The 3,400-nt window shown below is 61.1% G+C and carries 3 protein-coding genes; all 3 read left to right on the plus strand.

Annotation, left to right across the window (positions count from 1 at the left end; genetic code table 11):
* The first annotated feature begins 49 nt into the window (after window positions 1-49).
* The 3 genes from hslU to UU9_RS18040 all read left to right on the plus strand — a co-directional run bounded on the left by hslU (window position 50) and on the right by UU9_RS18040 (window position 3,225).
* The gene (gene hslU / locus UU9_RS13945; RefSeq protein ID WP_007082407.1) at window positions 50-1,393 is read left to right on the plus strand and encodes an ATP-dependent protease ATPase subunit HslU; all 1,344 of its coding nucleotides are present in this window, start codon (window positions 50-52) and stop codon (window positions 1,391-1,393) included.
* Window positions 1,394-1,429: 36 nt separating this feature from the next.
* Window positions 1,430-2,056: a hypothetical protein gene (locus tag UU9_RS13950; protein WP_007082408.1), complete on the plus strand. Its 627-nt coding sequence runs from the start codon at window positions 1,430-1,432 to the stop codon at window positions 2,054-2,056.
* A 437-nt stretch (window positions 2,057-2,493) separates the two neighbouring features.
* Window positions 2,494-3,225 carry a hypothetical protein gene (locus tag UU9_RS18040; RefSeq protein ID WP_156804305.1) on the plus strand — a complete coding sequence of 244 codons (732 nt, stop codon included), beginning with the start codon at window positions 2,494-2,496 and terminating at the stop codon, window positions 3,223-3,225.
* The last annotated feature ends 175 nt before the right edge of the window (window positions 3,226-3,400 follow it).

The raw sequence follows: 3,400 nt of genomic DNA on the forward strand, positions 1-3,400 counted from the left end.
CCGGCTTTCGCCGGGATGACGGCTAAAGACATACCTTTCTGGTGAACTCATGTCCGAACTCACTCCCCGCGAAATCGTCAACGAACTCGACCGCTACATCATCGGCCAGCAGGACGCCAAGCGCGCCGTGGCGATTGCGCTGCGCAGCCGCTGGCGGCGCATGCAGCTTGAGCCGGACATGCGCAACGAGGTCACGCCCAAGAACATCCTGATGATCGGCCCCACCGGCGTGGGCAAGACCGAGATCGCGCGCCGCCTGGCCACGCTGGCCAACGCGCCGTTCGTGAAAGTGGAGGCGACCAAGTTCACCGAGGTCGGCTACGTGGGCAAGGATGTGGAATCGATCATCCGCGACCTGGCCGACGTGGCCTACAAGCTCACCCGCGAGCAGGCGGTCAAGCGCGTGCGCACGCAGGCCGAGGACCGCGCCGAAGACCGCATCCTCGATGCGCTGCTGCCCCGTCGCCAGGCCCAGCCGACCGACTGGAGCCATGACGCCGCCGCCGCACCCGCCATCGACAGCGACACCCGCCAGAAACTGCGCAAGCAGTTGCGCGAGGGCGCGCTGGACGAGCGCGAGATCGAGCTGGATTTCGCCATGAACGTGGGCGTGGAAATCATGTCGCCGCCGGGCATGGAGGAGATGGGCGCGCAACTGCGCCAGATGTTCCAGAACCTGGGCGGCGCCAAGACGCAGCAGCGCAAGCTGGCGATCAAGCTGGCGCGCCCGCTGCTGATCGACGAAGAGGCCGGCAAGCTGCTCAACGACGAGGAGCTGCGCGCACAGGCGATGGAAGCGGCCGAGCAGAACGGCATCGTCTTCATCGACGAGATCGACAAGGTCGCCCAGCGCGGCGACCACGGCCACGCCGGCGTCAGCCGCGAAGGCGTGCAGCGCGACCTGCTGCCGCTGGTCGAGGGCTCCACCGTGTCCACCAAGTACGGCCCGATCAAGACCGACCACATGCTGTTCATCGCCTCCGGCGCGTTCTCGCTGGCCAAGCCGTCCGACCTGATCCCCGAGTTGCAGGGCCGCCTGCCAATCCGGGTGGAGCTGTCGGCGCTCAGCGTGGACGACTTCAAGCGCATCCTGCGCGAACCGCACAACGCGCTCACCAAACAGTACGTGGCGCTGCTGGGCACCGAAGGCGTGGGCCTGGAATTCACCGACTCCGGCATCGACCGGCTGGCCGAGGTGGCGTTCCAGGTCAACGAGCGCACCGAGAACATTGGCGCCCGCCGGCTGCACACCGTGATGGAGCGGCTACTGGAAAAGATCTCCTACGAGGCGGCGGACAAGTCCGGCGAAAAATATCGTATCGACGCCGAACAGGTGGACAAAAGCCTCGAAAGTCTCGCCCAGGACGAGGATCTCAGCCGCTACATCCTTTAAACAAGCCCAAGGGCCCGCTCTGTTAAAATGACCGTCATGAACAGCAACATCATTGAACTCAAGAGCACCGGCCAGCGCGCCCAACTGCGCGAAGCGCAAGAAAAGCAAACCCTCGTGCGGCTATGGCGCGAGGAGCTGGAGCACGGCAGCTTCTGCGGTTACGTGGGCGGCGTCGGCCGCGAGTTCTTCCTGCTGTGGGTGGTCGGCGACGGCATCACCTACGACGGCATGTACATCATGCGGCACCGCGACATCTCCGAGCTGGAAGCCCCCGACAAGCACCACGCCTTCTTCGAGAAAGCCCTGGCGCTGAAACACATCCTGCCGCGCCCCCCGCGCGGCTTCCCGCTCGACAACATCCGCGACGTCGTCCAGGCCGCTGGCGCCCAGTCGCCCGTCATCGGCGTGCACGTGGACAGCGAAGACGAAGCCGAAGTCTGCTACATCGGCCGCCTCGTCGCCGTCGAGGAAGACGGCTTCACCATGCAGGAACTCAGCCCCGACGCCGAGTGGATGCGCGAGGCTTCGTTCTTTGCGTGGGATGAGGTTTCGACCATCAGCATCGAAGACGGCTACGCGATGTCGTTGCTGGCCGTAGCCGGGCCCGCTCCGGCGTTGCTGGAAGGCGAGGCGGGCGTGTCGGAGCTGCCGACGCGGCAGTAGTCGAAGCCGTCGCGTTTGGCGGCAGCGATATGACGAGTCAGCTCGCTGCAGCGACTGAGCCGTCGTCAACCTAATAAGGTGCCCGTGATCGATCCGGCGCCACTTTTGAGTACACACCTGTTGCGCGTGATCGCGGCTGACACCTGCTGATCACGCGCCCTTGGGCGTGGACCTCGTTCAGCCCGAGCAACCGTTCTTGCGCGAGTGATGATACGGAGAGAGCCCGTTACATCCCTATTTTGCCGGTGTAACTCATACACCCGAAAAAGTGCCGGACAACAAGGGAAGGTATGCAACGGCTGATCGCAGAGCCTCCGCGCAACCCCATGATCTGTCGCGTAATCCCTCGCTTGTGCGGCCAGGAGCCGGACTGCATACTCGATGCAACACCTCATTTTCGGGGTCTACTTAGCGTTAGCCCTCACAAGGAAGTAGCGATGCTCGTTGAACTCAAATCAATTCTCCTGTCGGCATTGTCCAACTGGCTGCACCGGCCGATTCCGTCAATCGCCGGCCTTTCGATGATCTCCGGTGGTCTGCCTCTGATGTTGGTCTCCAAGCTTTTCAGTATTGGAGCAAAAGTCTCTATCAGTACTCCGTATGTGAATGGCGAGTTTCAAGTTGACAACTCCAACGAAACATTGCTCTTCGTGTCTGGTCTTGCACTCGTTGTATTAGGTATTGTGCTCATATCGTGGGGTACATTCGCGAGACGTCCAGCGCAAGCAGATGCAAAGGCAAAGCTTGCATCGCTCCTTCAAGGCTCCGCCTTGCAGGCCGCCAACAGCGAGATCCAGCACCATTTCAGGACAGCCTATGGCTATTCAACAGACGTGGAAGCCATAAGAGCCATAATGCATAGCACGAATCCTGATCAGTTCGCCCTAGATACTCAAAATGCAGGGAACCGAGTTGAGATAGTCGGCGAAGTTTTTCGGAGCGCACAGGGATACGACGCCAAAGCGGCTATGAAAAGGAGCACCTCTCTGTATTTCGTTGTCGCTTTTTTAGCCCTTATGTGCTTCGCAAGTGCGCTTCAGCCCTGGTGGCCCGCTGCTCTACCGGTAACTGTCACTCTCATACTTTTATCGCTTGCACTTGTCGGGCTGTGCGTTCCCATCCTTTCGCGAGTAAAGCAATCGAGTGCTGTCCTGAGGTTGATCGCGTGAGGGCTAACAGGTCATTCGAGGCGGACGGCTGCGCCGCCGCTCAATTCCAGCGTTAGCCAACATGCGAATCAACGAAATGCTTACCGTAATTGGTGTCCTCGCCGCACTGCTCGGCACTGGCTTCATGGCCTTCGAGCTGTTTTTTGCATTCCAACGACGTCCCCCCGATTTTGAG

The sequence above is a fragment of the Rhodanobacter fulvus Jip2 genome (assembly GCF_000264315.1).
Lineage (GTDB): Bacteria > Pseudomonadota > Gammaproteobacteria > Xanthomonadales > Rhodanobacteraceae > Rhodanobacter > Rhodanobacter fulvus.